The following is a 14227-nucleotide window of genomic DNA, read 5'->3' on the forward strand; positions in this document are numbered from 1 at the left end:
TAACTGAAATATATAAAATGAATAATCTTTATAGTTTTAAACTATTAATGTGCAATGCGATATGAGTTAAAAAATGGGTATTGCATATAAACAATATTGGTGTTAAGATTGGTGAAAATTTCATGATCATCGATGATTGTATATGACAATCTGAATAGCTTTTACATTCAATGACGAGAAAGAGTACGCTACGGGCACGATCGAACAGAGAGTTGGGGCAGCTGAAAACCAACGTTCGGGTCATAGCGGAAAGCCATCTCCGAGAAGCAGGCTGAACGAGAGTAAGCTCTGCCGCAATTCCAGCGTTAACGGGAACATGCATTGACTGATGCATGAGCAGAGTGTCGCGCTTTGGCGTGAAACTAGGGTGGTAACACGGGTGGAGACTCGTCCCTTTATAGGGATGGGTCTCTTTTTTGTTTTTCAAAATATAAGAAAGTATAAGTTTCACCCTTATGCTCCGCTTATATTTCTCGGACTGAAGCGCGCTGCGCCGCCAAAGAACGGCGACTGCCGTTTCACCTTGAAATATAAGAAATTATAAGTTTGTTAGCTTATAAAGGGCTTATATTTCACCGTCAAAGCTACTTCAGCGTCTTAAAGGACGCAGAAGGCGTTTTTGCTTGGGCAACCTAAATTAGGAGGAACTAACATGAAATCATGGTCTATGAGTGAGATGATCTCGCCAATCGTAAAGCAAATTCCGCCTTCGGGCATCCGAAAGTTTTTCAGCTTGGCCGAAGGGAATAAGGAGATCATCTCGCTCGGAGTTGGAGAGCCTGATTTCGTTACTCCTGAGCATGTGAGGGCAGCGTGCGTTCGTGCACTTGAGCTGGGTAAAACCTCCTATACGCCTAATGCAGGCTTGCTTGAATTGCGAGAAGAGATTGGAAGTTATCTGCATAATAGCTTTCAAATTAAGTATGAGCCTGCGAATGAAATCCTTGTGACTGTCGGCGGCAGTGAGGCAATCGATCTTGCGCTTCGAACGCTAATTGGGCCTGGGGATGAAATTCTCGTTCCAGTTCCAAGTTATATCGCGTACTCACCCATTGCGCAATTGAACGGCGGGAAGGTTGTCGAGGTGGAGACGTATGCGAAAGACGATTTCAAACTGACGGCTGATGCGCTGAAGGCATCGCTTAGTCCGCGTTCCAAGGTGTTAATTATTAATTACCCTAATAATCCAACTGGTGGAATTATGAAGTATGAGGATTGGCTGCCGATTGCTAAGCTAGTGGAGGAGAACAATTTAATCGTGATCTCTGATGAGATTTATGCAGAACTTACGTACGGAGAGAAGCATGTTAGCTTCGCTTCACTGCCCGGCATGATGGACCGGACGCTGCTTATTAGCGGATTTTCGAAGGCATTTGCGATGACAGGCTGGAGGATCGGTTACGCTTGCGGCCACCCGGAGCTGATTGCTGCCATGCTCAAAATTCACCAATACACGGTAATGTGTGCGCCGATCCTTGGTCAGATCGCTGCAATCACGTCCCTTCGAGATGGGTTGGAGGAGAAGGATATGATGGTCGAGGCCTATGCACAGCGCAGGCGTATGTTTGTTAAAGGCTTGAGGGAAATTGGACTTCCTTGTCATGAGCCGAGAGGAGCCTTCTATGCGTTCCCGTCCATTGCGCATACCGGGCTGAGCTCAGATGCATTCGCACAGAAGCTGATAGCTGAAGCAGGTGTTGCCACGGTTCCTGGGCATGTATTTGGTTTAGGAGGAGAAGGCTTCCTTCGCTGCTCCTATGCCTCTTCCGTATCCAGGCTTACGGAAGCGCTGGAGCGAATGGATCGCTGCTTGAGAGCTTCCGGTTTGCTAGGTGGGTAAGCAAGAGGGAACGGCGGTAATTATTTTGTGAAAACAATCGTACGAGAGGAGGCGGAAGCGGCGGCGAATGCAAGCAGCTTCGCTCCTTCTGCGGTCAGTGCCTCGCGCTCCGCAGGGGAGAGCTTCTCGAACGGGTGAATATGAAGGCTTGCCGATTCGTTCGTCTGCTCTATTCGCCAAGTGCCGCATACGAAGCCATCAATTAGAATGGTGGAACGAATAATGCCATTCACAGTGAAAACGAGCGGTTTATGGCACTCGTTGATAATGCGGCTGCGGTTGTCGTAGGAGAGAAGCATATTGTCAAATTCAGAAAGAAATCGTGGCGGTGCTTCCGTATCTTCCTTCGGTAAAGGGGCGTTCGGCAGGTCGAACAGCTCGTTTCCTTGCTCATCCGTGTAAGTACTCAGCTTAGGACGCAGCGCCTCAACCGTTTCACGCAGTTTACTGAGACCAGACCATCTCTGCATATCCTTGATGCTTGCGGGACCAAAGGCTCCGAGGTATCGCAGCAGCATGGATTCAAGGGAAGGTGGCTGAGCAAGCGACTTGCCCAGCCAGCTCTCTGCAGAAGTATGAGCAGCTTGACCGCTGGAGCCCCAAATTCCGCGCGGGGGGACTTGTACGAGCGGGACAAGCGTTCGGACGACTGCGCTGAGAACGGATGGAGCCAGATCGGGCCACTTTTCTGCTAGCAGCTTGCCAAGCTCATTGAAGGTGATCGGGTCTTCTTCTACTAAACGGCATCCTTCATGGGCAATGGGTGCAAGCTCGATTCCGTGTAACGCTTTTCTGTACGTGCTTTGCAGGCTCTTCTCCAAGACAGGTTGAACAACAGGCCGCAGCCCCATACCATCCTTCGCACTAACCAGATGGATTGTGGAACGCATAAGCGCAATACGTACAACTTCTCGGTTTATGAATAAGCTAGACAATTCCTCGTGTTGGAAGTTCTCAAGGCGAGTCCAAAGGGCAAAGTATGGGGGAGTAGGAGCTTGCGCCTGAATGCCTACCAACTGTTCGATCGCTTCAAGCGCAGTTACATTGGAACGCTCAAGCAGCATCTGTCTATGTAGTAATGCTCGGTTTAGCTGCTTTGTGCTAAGCAGGGGAGCAGAAGTATTGCTTGATCGTAAGGATAGGGACATCGTTCAAGGCCTCCTTCATAGGACTCAGGTTAAAGATAAGCATAGTTGAAACTTAACTTAGCAACTCTGGCAGTAGGATGTCAAGGTTAGCATCCCTAACCGCCTCGAATTGTCGATCGTTGCGAGTTTAGCCGGCTTTTGGAGCCTTGCGAATTTCTGCATTCCACCTCGTCCTCTGTGGAGCCTTGCGGATCCCTCATTTAACTAACCAACCCCTGCCTATGTTGCACTTATTGCAATGGAAACCTCATATAGCCGGCAAGTTGTGAGTCTATATTGCAGAAACTGCAGCAGAATCCTCCTCGTGGGTGAGAACCTAGCTGTGACAGCCAGGTTCTGTTGTAGAAACTGCAACGTAGCAAGAGAGTGGCTACTTAAACGACGATTAGAGTGTATAAACTGCAACGTAGGCTGGTGGGTACGATGAGTCAGCAAGGTTTCCTGGATAGCAATCTAGTGAATTAATTGTTGTAACGAGTCTTCGGTAAGCTCGTAAAAACGCACATCCTTGCCATTGATGACAGGACGCAGTAGCTTTTTCTCCACTAGCGTACGAAGTCTATGACGAGCAGTGCGGAAATTTAGTTTGAAATGGTTTTGAACATCTTTGGGACGTATTTTTCGTCCGAGTGACCAAGCTAAATGCAGCACCTCACGTTCTTTAAAATTAGTTTGTGAGTGTACTTCGCCGCGAATAAGATGAGGGGCAAGCGACAGCTGGAGCAGCATGCGGCAAATTTCAGGGCGGTTTTTTACGTCATCGAATGTAAAATGAAACATTTTCCATCCCATTCCAGTCAGGAAGTTGTCGCGGTTTACCGCGTAGCTATGCTTCTCTCTATCCATATCCTTAATATGGCTTTGAAAACCGTCACATTCTATTCTGAAGCGTCCGAATTCGGGGAGAAAAGCAAAATCGAGAAACTGAGATTTTCGATTCCAATCATAAATCTCGTATTCGGGATGGAGATTGTGGAAATTTCTAAAAAGCGGCCACCATACGTTCTGAAGCAGTAGCTTCTCAGCAAAGCCATGTCCTCTTACTAGCCTTCCTTTGCGTTCTCCAAATCGCCGTTGTTCATGAAGCTCCAAAAATACCGTATAGGATTGCTCAAAGCTGCTCATTTCAACAAACCTCCTAACAAAATAAAAAAACGCCCTTAAGCCATGAATAGGCATAAGGACGTTCTTCGTCTGCTGCAAGTATATCACTCAACCGGACAGAGACCAAGAGACTTCAGCTTCAAATGATGTGAGAACATTAGTCTGTAACAGCTATGAGAACATGACATTACAGTACGTGGCAGTAAAATCGCATTTACTCTTTTATATTCCCAGCCAGCTTCAGCCGCTGAGCGATCGCTTTGAATTCTTCCTCCGATATACCTGGTGCAAACTCCTCTTCCGCGGCTGGAGCTTCAGGTATCGGGAAACCTTTGGGCGTGCCTTTCAGTACTTCCAGCGGTAAATCATCCTCGGGATGCGTGCCTTTCCAAATTTGGTCAATCGAGTTGAAGTCATTGTCGCTGTACGTATACAGCTTCGTATGGACACCTTTCTCTTCATATTTTCTCGCTTCATTAAACGCTTTGTTGCTTAAAGAAGGAATGGGTACTAATTTGGTAACATTAACGCCAGTGGCGATTTCCAGCGCCTTAGCATAGGCAACGACATGCACGCCGCCGCGAACGAGCAGATAGCCGACAACAGCTCTTGCCGCTGGATGGTCGGTCATTTCGTAAACCTTCATCTTGTGAGTTCTCGCGCCGCATTCGAGGAAGAAGTTATGGAGCAGATCCTCGACGAGGTTGCCGCTGTTGAATACATGGGCTCCCGTCCAAGGATTGCCCATGGAATCGAAGGGCATAGCACCTTGAGCACCAGAGAGGAAATGGTAGGATAAACGCGCGTCCTGCACAGAACCCAGTGGTGTCTGCTCTGGTTCTTTATAGGCAGTAGAGCCTCTTAGGCATTTGTTGATGGCATGCGATACAAGCTCGACATGTCCAAGCTCCTCCGCCGTAATGCTCATAACCAAGTCGTAAAAGGGCTTTAGCTTTTCTTTGGAACGAAAGTTAAAGGATTGATAGAGATAATTGTTTAACGTCGACATTTCGCCAAACTTCCCGCCCAACAATTCTTGCACGGCAGCAGCGGCGTTAGGACTCGGTTTTTCAACATTCGGAATTTCAATCAAGATCTCATCCATACGCTTAAACATGCAGGTATCATCCTCCTAATTTTTAGCTAGTATGACCTCGACTCACAATACTCATCCACGAATGTTCATTTAAGCTCAAACATGCAAATGGGATACAAGAGGATGAAAACGTTTCAATTAGCCGCTTGTTTATGTTATTTTTAAAGGAATAACTTCATTTTTATAAGATAAAGGAGAGATAAGAAATGTCATTACAAACGAAAGAATGGATTCTGCACTCGGTTATTTTTACATTAAAGCATGAGCAGGGCTCTGAGGCTGAGATTCAATTTTTGGCTGATGGAGAGCGGATTTTAACATCGATTCCTACTGTAACAAACTTCCAGGTGTACAAGCAGGTAAGCGCGAAAAATGACTATCGCCACGGTTTTTCCATGGAGTTCGCGAATCAAGTTGATTACGATGCGTACAATGAGCATCCGCTGCATGTACAATTCGTGAATGAACGCTGGGTTGTCGAAGTAGAAAAATTTCTAGAGATTGATTACGCCAAGTAGCATAAAGATTGAAGATTTGTTCGAAACGACATATAATGAACGTTATAGACAACACATTTTCGAACAAATACGAACATAATAGGAAGAGGGATTTGCGAATGAAAAAGCTTAAAGTGCTGCAGCAGCTGACGGAGGCTGGCGTTGTCGCTGTACTGCGCGCCGACTCGCCAGAGGAAGTTGTGGAAATGTCGCGCCGCGCGATCAAGGGCGGTATTAAAGCGATAGAGATCACGATGACTGTACCCTTTGCACTTCGCGCAATCGAGCAATTATCGAAGGAATTTTCAAGCGATGTATCACCGGATGCGGATAATTTCGCTATTATTGGCGTAGGTACTGTGCTTGACCCAGAAACGGCTCGTGCTGCTATTCTAGCTGGAGCTGAATATGTCGTCTCACCTGCACTGAACCCAGATACGATAAAGCTATGCAATCGATATGCGATTCCTATTCTTCCTGGCACAATGACGATTCATGAAATTCAAACAGCACTTGAGCTTGGTGTTGATATTGTGAAGCTGTTCCCAGGCAACCTGTACTCTCCGAATGTCATTCCTTCTATTAAAGGGCCGCTGCCTCAAGCGAACGTTATGCCGACAGGCGGCGTATCACTTGATAATCTGAAGGATTGGATCAAGGCTGGTGCAGTTGCGGTTGGCATTGGTTCCGATCTAACGAAGGATGCGGTGAAAACAGGCGATTTCTCACTTATTGAGAAGAAGGCTGCTGCTTATATTGCGGCATATCGCGAAGCAAAAGGCAATTAATTTTATACCCTGATGGAGTAAGCTTGTGCTCTATCGGGGTATTTTTTCAAAATATAAGAATTTATAAGTTTGTTCGCTTATAAAGGGTTTATATTTCACCGTCAAAGCTGCTTCAGCGTCTTAAAGGACGCCGAAGGCGTTTTTGCTTGAGCCGAGCTGTATCTATCGAAGTAGAGGAGAAGGGCGGAACGCTTCAGAGGAAAATCGAATTGCGTGGTGAAAAGGCTTGGACAACGCTCTTCCTGAGGTTTATGCTTGACAGTAGCCGGAGCCCTGCGCTTCAGAGGCATAAACATATTCAAGATGGGATGGGTAGTATGAGATCGTCTATGATTGAGGACATGCTTACAATCGTCTCGCGCAACATCTATGATTCGGCAACACAAGTGATGAGCACGGCGAGTGCGATGATACCGGCAAATACGTTTTGTATTGCGATAAACGATAGGCTTACGACTACGGTTTTAAGATCATTTAACCGTGCTAATCATATTCTAGACGAAGGTTTGGTTGTGGATAACGAAGATTCCTATTGCCATCTCGTTATTGAGAAGTCCAAAGGCCCACTCGTTATTGGAGACAACCTCACGCATCCCCTTACTCGGGAGATGGATGCAACCAAGCTGGTGGGTGGCTGTTCCTTCATGGGGGTTCCGATTGTAAAAAGGAAAGGAGAGGTCTATGGCTCGTTGTGCGCATTTGATCATGAATTTTATGCTTACAACGAAAAAGAAGTTGCATTTATGTCTTCTTTGGCCGCATTTTTTGCGAATGTACTGGAATTAGAGGATGCGGCAAATGCCTTAAAGGATGCCCATCAGACAATTTACAGCTTAGCAGAGGAGAAGTCCAATTTGCTGGCGGTCATGAGTCATGAGATTCGCACGCCGCTTAACGGTATTATCGGGATGATTGATTTGCTTCAATCGACGGAACCGTCAGAGGAGCAGCTGCGATATATCGAAATTGCGAAAACAAGCGGTGATTCGCTGCTCGCTATTCTGAACGATATCCTCTCGTATGCCAAGCTGGAATCGGAGGCTAAGGATTTAAGCTTTCATTCGATTCAATTGGAAGCTTGCATAAAGCAGGTCCATGATCTGATGTTTCAGAATGCTGCCAGTAAAGGTATTAAGCTGCACATGGACATCGATTCTTCCGTGCCTGATACTTTATTCGTGGACGTGACCAAGCTGCATCAGATTATTATTAATTTGGTTAGCAATGCAATTAAGTTTACCGATTCCGGCAGTGTAACGATAATGGCTGATACGATTATGGAGCCGGCAGACAGCCCTCGATTGCTGCTTAAAGTGAGAGATACAGGAAGCGGAATAGATAGCAAGAAGCTGGATCAGCTGTTTCAGCCTTTCAGCCAGCTGCATGCGCCCAGCCGATCAGAGCAATATGGCGGCACGGGACTGGGACTTTCGATTTGCAAAAAGCTGGCTGAGCAACTGGGGGGCAACGTCTGGCTCGTGGAATCAAGTGAAAGCGGTTCATGCTTTGCGCTTAATCTGCCTTTGTTCGTATCAGCTCCACTTGAGTAGGTTTTCTTTTTAAGCAAGAAAGATGTTTCTACTGAAGGTTCTCATTAGTATATATCATGTTCATTCCTCTTTGTTTCGCGGATAAAAGTTATATTCATAAAGTGGGAAAAATCTTGTTTGTCTTACAGCATAATAGAAATCGTTTTCAAATGATAAGGGTGAAAGGTTGCGACAGCTGGGTTGTGCACAATTTCTTCTTATCTAAAATACGCTGGATTGCTTGATTCTGAGTCAGAATAGCGTTATAACAGAAACAGGGTCATGAAGAGTCAAATCAATTGATTAAAGGAGTCGTTCAATTAATGGATTATCGGATTGAGAAGGACACGATGGGCGAGATTCAGGTTCCTGCAGACAAGCTATGGGGCGCACAAACGCAGCGCAGCCTGCAAAACTTCAAAATAAGCGGAGAGCGTATGCCGATAGAAGTCGTCTATGCAATGGCTTATATCAAAAAAGCGTCAGCGCGTGCGAACGAGAAGCTTGGCGTACTCGATGCGGCGAAATCTGCGATTATCGGTGAGGCAGTTGATGAGATCGTAGCAGGCAAATGGGATGAGCATTTCCCGCTCGTTGTATGGCAGACAGGCAGCGGCACGCAAACGAATATGAACGTTAATGAGGTTATTGCGAACCGTGCGAATGGCTTGCTTGCTGAACGCGGAAGCGAAGTACGCATTCACCCAAATGATGACGTAAACCGTTCGCAAAGCTCGAACGATACATTCCCAGCAGCTATGCACATCGCTGGAGTGATTGCGCTTGAGGATCGGTTGCTTCCTTCACTAGATTTGCTTAATGGAACCCTTCGTGCGAAAGCAGAGGCGTTTAATGATATTGTCAAAATCGGTCGTACGCATCTGCAGGATGCAACGCCAATCACACTCGGTCAAGAAATCAGCGGTTGGTACTCGATGCTTGATAGAACGCGTGCGATGCTTGTACAAAGTGTTGAAACGATGCGCGATCTAGCGCTCGGAGGCACAGCAGTTGGAACAGGCCTTAACGCACATCCCGACTTTGCGGTGGCGGTAGCTGAGGAAGTAACGGCGCTGACTGGAAAATCGTTCATCACAGCGGAGAACAAATTCCATTCGCTTACTAGCCATGACCAAATCGTGTACACGCATGGCGCTGTAAAAGCACTTGCAGCTGATTTGATGAAAATTGCGAATGATGTAAGATGGCTGGCGAGCGGACCTCGCTGTGGTATTGGCGAAATCTCGATTCCAGAGAATGAGCCGGGCAGTTCTATTATGCCGGGCAAAGTTAATCCAACTCAAAGCGAAGCATTGACGATGGCTGTATGTCAAGTCATCGGCAATGATACAGCAATTTCGATGGCGGCTAGCCAAGGCAATTTCGAGTTGAACGTATTCAAGCCTGTTATCATTTATAATTTCCTGCAATCGGTAGCGCTGCTTGCTGACGGTATGGTATCGTTCAACGATAACTGTGCGGTCGGTATCGAGCCTAATGAAGCAGTTATCAAGCGCAACCTGGATCAATCATTGATGCTTGTTACCGCGCTTAATCCGCATATTGGCTACGAGAACGCGGCAGCTATTGCGAAGAATGCACACAAAAAAGGACTCACGTTGAAAGAGTCAGCGATTGCCAGCGGCTTGCTCACTTCCGAGCAGTTCGACGAGTTCGTTCGTCCTGAGAACATGATAGGCAAACGTTAATGCATAGCAAAAAGGGCTGCTGCCGTCTTTTGAAGACGGTATGCGGCCCTTTTTTAAAATATAGGAAAGTATATCATTAAGCTGCAAATTCTCTATATTTCTCGGAATGAAACGCACATAACGGCAAAAGAACGACGATAGCCATTTCACCGTTACAAATGCGACTGGATATAGCAGCTCCAATCCGCACTGTAACCTATGATTATTTAGCTTTGTTTGAGATAGCCATCGACAATAGCTTTGATCTGCTTCGCAGTTTCTTCAAGCGAAACATTCTCGATGACATGCTCGCAGAACTTGCGATAGGTCACTTCTTCCGAGTAATGATCCAAGTAGCTGTTAATGATTTCGTAGCTTGTGCCTTTACTCTCTAAGCGCTCGGATACGGTCTTCTTGTCTACGTAAATAAAAATGCGGATAGCACGCTCGCCATACAGTTTGCGAATGGTATCCGAGCCCTCGCGGTTTAGGATCAAATAGGCGCTGTTGCCTGCTTGAAGTGCCAAATCGAGATAACGTTTGCCTATGCCGTAGCGATGTCGGTCAATTCTGACCGATTCGGTGAAGAAGCCATCAGCCTCGTGCTGATCGAATTGCTCTTTGCTGACATATCGGTAATCCATATCGGGACGTTCTTTGTCGCGCGGCGGACGATCCGTACAGGAGGGGATATGCGCAATGCCGGAGCCTTGCAGTGCCTTGTGCGCTGCTGTCTTGCGGCCGGAACCGCTTGTGCCGGTAAATATAAATAGATAGGGTTTGCTCATGCGGAATCACTCCTTCCTCTTACCTTTTATATCGGCATATTGCGGGCAAATGGTGATCTGTTTTTTGGCAGGCTGCAGTGGTTTAGAGGGGGAAGGGCCAGTAACTATAAATCCTATTGAAATATAGAAAAGGAAATGATTTTGCCATCCTTCTCTATATTTCTCGGAATGAAACGCGCTGCGCCGCCAGAGGGCGGCGACAGCCGTTTCGCCTTGTGGTATGATACGAATGGTTGCGATTGCAGCTATACTCTTGCGAAAAAGTAGGTTTGCCATATGCATTTATTATCTGTTGAACATATAACGAAGAGCTACGGCGAGAAGCTGTTGTTCGAGAATGTCACGTTCGGGGTTGAGGATGGTGACAAAGTCGGCATTATCGGTGTGAATGGCACGGGAAAATCAACCTTTCTGAAAGTGATTGCTGGTCTAGAGCAGGCTGACTCGGGCAATGTGTCCATCGGCAACCGGGTTACGGTTAGAATGCTGGCACAGGACCCGGTGTTCGCCCCTAATGAAACGACGCTTGAGCATGTGCTTGGCGGAGATTCTCCACAGCTTAGAGCGGTTCAGGCATACGCTGCGGCTATGGTAGCCATTGAGTTGAACCCAAGCGATACAGCGCTGCAGGAAAAACTGATCAAAGCGAATCAGCTTATGGATGAGTTCGATGCCTGGCAGCTCGAGAGCGATGCGAAGATGGCGTTGTCTAAGCTTGGTATTTATGATTTTGAGGCTAAGGTGGAGACGTTGTCCGGCGGTCAGCGTAAACGTGTCGCCATGGCGGCCGCGCTATTGCTGCCCTCCGATGTGCTTATCCTCGATGAGCCTACGAACCATATCGATAATGATTCTGTTGCGTGGCTGGAGGGCATGCTGCAGAAGCGCAGAGGCGCTCTCCTCATGATTACGCATGACCGTTATTTCCTCGACCGAGTCAGCAATCGTGTCATTGAGCTTGATAAAGGTCAGGCACATTTCTATCAAGCGAACTACAGTCGGTTCCTGGAGCTGAAGCTGGACCGCGAAGAACGGGAAGCTGCAACGGAATCAAAGCGGCAAAACCTGCTGCGTAATGAACTGGCTTGGATTAGACGCGGTGCAAAGGCGAGAACAACGAAACAGAAAGCGCGCATCGACAGATTCGACGCTTTGAAGGCAGATGCGCCTAAGCAAGCAGGCGGCAAGATGGATGTCTCCGTCGCTTCAACACGGCTTGGCCGCAAGATCGTTGAGTTGGAAGAGGTGACGAAACGATTCGGCGATCGGACGTTAATTCGTGATTTTAGCTATATTGGTGTGCCAGAGGATCGAGTGGGAATTGTTGGCCGCAACGGAAGCGGCAAATCGACGCTTATGAAGCTGATCGCCGGACGCTTAACACCCGATGAGGGAACGGTGGAGCTCGGTACAACGGTGAAGCTAGGCTGGTTCTCGCAGGAGCATGAGGAGATGGATCAATCGCTCCGCGTCATCGAATATATTCGCGAGGGAGCCGAGCAGGTTAAGACGGCAGACGGCTCGACGATTTCTGCGGGTCAAATGCTGGAACGATTCTTGTTCTCGCCAACGATGCAGTGGACACCGATCTCCAAGCTGTCTGGTGGGGAGAAACGCCGCTTGCAGCTGCTTCGCGTGTTAATGAACGCGCCGAATGTATTGCTGCTGGATGAGCCTACGAATGATTTGGACATCTCAACGCTTACGGTGCTTGAGGATTATTTGGACGATTTCCCTGGAGTTGTGTTTGTTGTTTCTCATGACCGTTATTTCTTGGACCGTACAGTAGATAAGATCGTCGCATTCGAGGGCGATGGTGTGATTACGCATCATACCGGCAATTATTCTGAATATCAGGAGTATGTCGCAAAGCATGGTACAGCCCAAGCGGTCGCTGCTGCGCCAGCTCCGAAAACACAAGCCCCTGCGGCAGCGGATATTAAAGCAGCGGACAAGCAGCGTACGATTAAGATGTCTTACAAAGAGCAAAAGGATTTTGAGCAGATTGATGGATGGATTGAAGCAGCAGAGAACGAGATTAATGAGATTGCTACACAAATGGAATTATCAGGAAGTGATTCTGTTAGACTTCAAGAGCTTGCAGCCGAGCAGCAGCAGAAGGAAGAGCAGCTTGAGAAGCTAATGGACCGCTGGGCAGAGCTGAATGAGCTGGCCGAACAGATCGCAGCTCAGAAATAAGCTGGACGAACAACTTGCAATAGGGAAAGGCGGAATGCTCGTGAGTACGAATTCGAATGACATTCGGAATATTTATTGTATTGGCCGCAACTACCGGCTTCACGCATTAGAGCTCGGCAACGAAGTACCGGACGAGCCGCTTGTGTTTACTAAGCCGTCTCATGCAATCGTGCCGATGGATGGCAATGTCGTCTCAATACCAGGCAATGTGGGTGAGGTGCATTTTGAGCTAGAGATTGTGCTTCGCATTGGCGAGGCTTATGAGCCGGGCAACGATATCGAGCAATGTATCGACGGCATAGCGCTTGGTCTTGATTTGACGCTACGCGACGTACAGTCGAAGTTGAAGGCGAAAGGCCAGCCGTGGTTGGCGGCCAAAGGCTTCAAAGGATCGGCGCCGCTAGGGGAATGGCTTCCTTATCCGGGTGCGGCAGCGCTTGCCGAAACCGAGTTTGTTCTGCTCCGCAATGGAGCAGAGGCGCAGCGCGGCAAAGCGGCGGATATGCTGTTCGGCGTGGCGGAGCTCATTCAATATGTTGGCGAGAACTATGGTCTCGGTGCAAGCGATATTATTTATACAGGTACGCCAGCGGGCGTTGCTGCGTTGCAGGAAGGCGACTTGCTGCAAGCATTATGGGCGGATAAGGTCGTTGGAAGCTGCAGTGTGGCATTGGTATAACGATTATACAAAAGAGGGTGCAGTTTACAGCCTATTCGCTGTGAACTGCACCCTCTTTTTACGATGATGGCCGCTTATTTGTTGTTAAACGCGCTCAGCATCCACACATGCTTCTCAAGTGTCGTATGAATCGCGAGCAGCATATCTGCTGTTGTTTCATCCTCGGCTTTTTGTGCGGCCTGCATGCCTTCCTTCAACTCACCGATAATGGTTGAGAAATCCGCTATCAACTGATCAACCATCTGAGTAGCATCCTCTTTATTAGAGGCTTCCTCGATGCTGGAAGTTTTTATATGCTCCTTCATAGTAGCGATCGGTTTGCCTTTCAAGGCAAGAAGGCGCTCTGCGAGCTCGTCGACGTGGAGTGCGGCTTCCTCGTACAGTTCTTGGAATTTTACATGTAAGGTAAAAAATTGAGAGCCCTTCACATACCAGTGGTAATTATGAAGCTTGATATAAAGTACGCTCCAGTTGGCGATTTGGTGGTTAAGGTGCTCTTGTACCGTAGCTGATTTTGCAGTAGTTGCTGTTGTCATATCGATCATCCTCTCTGATGGTAGTTTGCGCTATGAGTAGGTGGTGAATACGTAATAAACAAGGAGTATTTGTTTTTTGATTTAGATCAATTCCTTATTTATAATAAGTACAAATAAATAACTACTTGTCAATACTATTACACATCAATTCGGAAACTGAAACAGGCAGGCTTTAAAAAAAGTGAACAGAAGGATTGGCTGACCACTCACCAAGGAATCGTTGCGGCGTACATTGCACTTTGTGCAATAGAACCGCGCAAAAAAGGCAATTCGTCAGGCTACGCTGCAGAAAGTGCAACAGTATCACTCCTGTTAGTGAGATATAGGCTGTGAAA

General features: G+C 47.4%; 12 protein-coding genes and 1 other annotated feature. Of the genes, 7 read left to right on the forward strand and 5 right to left on the reverse strand.

Annotated features, from left to right (window positions below; translation table 11 throughout):
• Positions 1-161: 161 nt before the first annotated feature.
• Positions 162-398, forward strand: a binding site (T-box leader).
• Between the two features lie 254 nt (positions 399-652).
• The gene (locus FGT79_RS20240; RefSeq protein WP_281285996.1) at positions 653-1840 is read left to right on the forward strand and encodes an aminotransferase class I/II-fold pyridoxal phosphate-dependent enzyme; all 1188 of its coding nucleotides are present in this window, start codon (positions 653-655) and stop codon (positions 1838-1840) included.
• 20 nt (positions 1841-1860) lie between these two features.
• On the opposite strand, the gene FGT79_RS20245 is transcribed toward FGT79_RS20240, so the two are convergent.
• The 3 genes from FGT79_RS20245 to FGT79_RS20255 all read right to left on the reverse strand — a co-directional run bounded on the left by FGT79_RS20245 (position 1861) and on the right by FGT79_RS20255 (position 5209).
• Positions 1861-2988, reverse strand: a complete 1128-nt coding sequence (locus tag FGT79_RS20245; protein ID WP_138754636.1) for a winged helix DNA-binding domain-containing protein — start codon at positions 2986-2988, stop codon at positions 1861-1863.
• 453 nt (positions 2989-3441) lie between these two features.
• The gene (locus tag FGT79_RS20250; protein WP_138754637.1) at positions 3442-4113 is read right to left on the reverse strand and encodes a PDDEXK family nuclease; all 672 of its coding nucleotides are present in this window, start codon (positions 4111-4113) and stop codon (positions 3442-3444) included.
• A gap of 193 nt (positions 4114-4306) precedes the next feature.
• A complete protein-coding gene (locus FGT79_RS20255; RefSeq protein ID WP_138754638.1) occupies positions 4307-5209 on the reverse strand; it encodes a manganese catalase family protein in 903 nt (300 codons plus the stop codon).
• Between the two features lie 185 nt (positions 5210-5394).
• On the opposite strand from FGT79_RS20255, the gene FGT79_RS20260 reads away from it, so the two are divergent.
• From FGT79_RS20260 to fumC, 4 genes are all read left to right on the forward strand, one after another.
• Positions 5395-5706 carry a Dabb family protein gene (locus FGT79_RS20260; protein ID WP_138754639.1) on the forward strand — a complete coding sequence of 104 codons (312 nt, stop codon included), beginning with the start codon at positions 5395-5397 and terminating at the stop codon, positions 5704-5706.
• Positions 5707-5804: 98 nt separating this feature from the next.
• Complete coding sequence (locus tag FGT79_RS20265) at positions 5805-6473, forward strand: bifunctional 2-keto-4-hydroxyglutarate aldolase/2-keto-3-deoxy-6-phosphogluconate aldolase (RefSeq protein ID WP_138754640.1); 669 nt, start codon at positions 5805-5807, stop codon at positions 6471-6473.
• Between the two features lie 146 nt (positions 6474-6619).
• Entirely contained in the window at positions 6620-8023 is a 1404-nt protein-coding gene (locus FGT79_RS20270; RefSeq protein ID WP_246096514.1) for a GAF domain-containing sensor histidine kinase, read from the forward strand.
• Positions 8024-8325: 302 nt separating this feature from the next.
• The gene (gene fumC, locus FGT79_RS20275; RefSeq protein ID WP_138754641.1) at positions 8326-9711 is read left to right on the forward strand and encodes a class II fumarate hydratase; all 1386 of its coding nucleotides are present in this window, start codon (positions 8326-8328) and stop codon (positions 9709-9711) included.
• Between the two features lie 206 nt (positions 9712-9917).
• On the opposite strand, the gene FGT79_RS20280 is transcribed toward fumC, so the two are convergent.
• Complete coding sequence (locus FGT79_RS20280; protein WP_138754642.1) at positions 9918-10478, reverse strand: guanylate kinase; 561 nt, start codon at positions 10476-10478, stop codon at positions 9918-9920.
• A gap of 276 nt (positions 10479-10754) precedes the next feature.
• Between FGT79_RS20280 and FGT79_RS20285 the strand changes: the two genes are divergently transcribed.
• Together FGT79_RS20285 and FGT79_RS20290 are read left to right on the forward strand one after the other, a co-directional pair.
• Entirely contained in the window at positions 10755-12677 is a 1923-nt protein-coding gene (locus FGT79_RS20285; protein ID WP_138754643.1) for an ABC-F family ATP-binding cassette domain-containing protein, read from the forward strand.
• A 40-nt stretch (positions 12678-12717) separates the two neighbouring features.
• Positions 12718-13356 (forward strand): fumarylacetoacetate hydrolase family protein, encoded by a 639-nt coding sequence (locus FGT79_RS20290; protein WP_246096515.1) that lies wholly within the window; start codon positions 12718-12720, stop codon positions 13354-13356.
• A 74-nt stretch (positions 13357-13430) separates the two neighbouring features.
• Here the strand turns inward: FGT79_RS20290 and FGT79_RS20295 are convergent, their stop codons facing one another.
• Complete coding sequence (locus tag FGT79_RS20295; protein ID WP_138754644.1) at positions 13431-13892, reverse strand: Dps family protein; 462 nt, start codon at positions 13890-13892, stop codon at positions 13431-13433.
• Between the last annotated feature and the right edge of the window lie 335 nt (positions 13893-14227).

This window comes from Paenibacillus sinopodophylli (assembly GCF_005930355.1).
Lineage (GTDB): Bacteria > Bacillota > Bacilli > Paenibacillales > Paenibacillaceae > Pristimantibacillus > Pristimantibacillus sinopodophylli.

Excerpts from the sequence above, each read along its gene's own strand:
- FGT79_RS20245 (WP_138754636.1), bottom strand. The coding sequence starts at position 2,988 with ATGTCCCTATCCTTACGATCAAGCAATACTTCTGCTCCCCTGCTTAGC.
- fumC (WP_138754641.1), top strand. The coding sequence starts at position 8,326 with ATGGATTATCGGATTGAGAAGGACACGATGGGCGAGATTCAGGTTCCT.
- FGT79_RS20260 (WP_138754639.1), top strand. The coding sequence starts at position 5,395 with ATGTCATTACAAACGAAAGAATGGATTCTGCACTCGGTTATTTTTACA.
- FGT79_RS20265 (WP_138754640.1), top strand. The coding sequence starts at position 5,805 with ATGAAAAAGCTTAAAGTGCTGCAGCAGCTGACGGAGGCTGGCGTTGTC.
- FGT79_RS20295 (WP_138754644.1), bottom strand. The coding sequence starts at position 13,892 with ATGACAACAGCAACTACTGCAAAATCAGCTACGGTACAAGAGCACCTT.
- FGT79_RS20240 (WP_281285996.1), top strand. The coding sequence starts at position 653 with ATGAAATCATGGTCTATGAGTGAGATGATCTCGCCAATCGTAAAGCAA.
- FGT79_RS20285 (WP_138754643.1), top strand. The coding sequence starts at position 10,755 with ATGCATTTATTATCTGTTGAACATATAACGAAGAGCTACGGCGAGAAG.
- FGT79_RS20250 (WP_138754637.1), bottom strand. The coding sequence starts at position 4,113 with ATGAGCAGCTTTGAGCAATCCTATACGGTATTTTTGGAGCTTCATGAA.
- FGT79_RS20280 (WP_138754642.1), bottom strand. The coding sequence starts at position 10,478 with ATGAGCAAACCCTATCTATTTATATTTACCGGCACAAGCGGTTCCGGC.
- FGT79_RS20255 (WP_138754638.1), bottom strand. The coding sequence starts at position 5,209 with ATGTTTAAGCGTATGGATGAGATCTTGATTGAAATTCCGAATGTTGAA.